Here is a 1,093-nt window from a genome sequence, read left to right on the forward strand (position 1 = left end):
CTCCCCGCGCCGCCAATGCCTTGATAGTCATGCGAGCCTCCTGATCGAGCCGGCTCATGCGCTCCTCCGTGTCGTCCCGTGACACGGTAGGTCGACTTCAACCGGAGGCGACATCTCGTAAATCTGGCCGTCGCCTTACTCACACATTCGCGCGTCGCGCTACAGCAGGTCGTCCTCCAGCACGGGATAGCGGCTGCGCCGCCGCTCCGCCTGGATCCGACTCGTCTCCTCGGAGGCCTGCGCCTTCTGCTCCTCCCGGCGCTTCCTTCGGGCCTCGGGCTCGTTGCGCCGCGCCGCCTCCTCGATTTCGGGCCAGCGCAGCTTCAGTTCTTCATAGGACCGGAACGGCACCCGCCAGATCCTCTCCTCGGAATCCCAATGCGCCCACGGGATCGATCGCAGAGCGTCCACAATGGTGCGCGAATAGGGGGTGCGTACCTTCAGGTCGTCGGCGATCGTGAGGTACGGACTCTCGAGAGGTTCGAAGATGAAGGCGTCCCGCCCCTTGGCGTCGGCATGCCGATCCAGGGTTTCTAATTCCTGCCCCATCCAGGTGTTGAGCCGCTGCACGGCCGTCTTTCCCGGCACGAACCAGCGCTCCTCCCCTGCCCGCCAACGCGCGCGCGGGAAGCTGTCGCGGAACCGACGCACTAGGTCGCGGTCATAGGGGAACACCGCATAGGCGCCCGGCCTCTCGTCATCCTCGGAGGGCAGGACCTGGAAGGCGGATACGATCTCCATATGCAATCAGTGCTTTGCCGGATGAGGTTTCCTAGGCACAACAGATTGCCTGAAGTTTGGATCCCTCCATGGCGGCGGCGCTGGGTGGCGGTCGGGTGCGTGTTCTGAGCTTCTGTACAGGCTGAACAGCGAGATGCGCGGTTGGGGTGTGGCGGGGTCGGGTGTTGCTCGGGGTTCAGAGACGACGAAGCCCTCGGAGCGCTGGGCTCACGAGGGCTTGGTGTCGTGTTGGTTGCGGGGACAGGATTTGAACCTGTGACCTTCAGGTTATGAGCCTGACGAGCTACCGGGCTGCTCCACCCCGCGTCAACGCGTGCGAGTTTGGCACCGCCAAACCCCAAACTGGTGTGCC

1 protein-coding gene and 1 tRNA gene are annotated in these 1,093 nt (G+C 64.3%); both read right to left on the reverse strand.

Going from position 1 to position 1,093, the window contains the following annotated elements:
* Positions 1 to 159: 159 nt before the first annotated feature.
* Positions 160 to 741 (reverse strand): hypothetical protein, encoded by a 582-nt coding sequence (locus tag FS320_RS43945; RefSeq protein WP_152718727.1) that lies wholly within the window; start codon positions 739 to 741, stop codon positions 160 to 162.
* Positions 742 to 970: 229 nt separating this feature from the next.
* Positions 971 to 1,047: transfer RNA gene (locus FS320_RS43950), tRNA-Met, on the reverse strand.
* Positions 1,048 to 1,093: the final 46 nt, after the last annotated feature.

Origin of the sequence: Microvirga tunisiensis (genome assembly GCF_009296175.1) — a bacterium.
GTDB classification, from domain to species: domain Bacteria; phylum Pseudomonadota; class Alphaproteobacteria; order Rhizobiales; family Beijerinckiaceae; genus Microvirga; species Microvirga tunisiensis.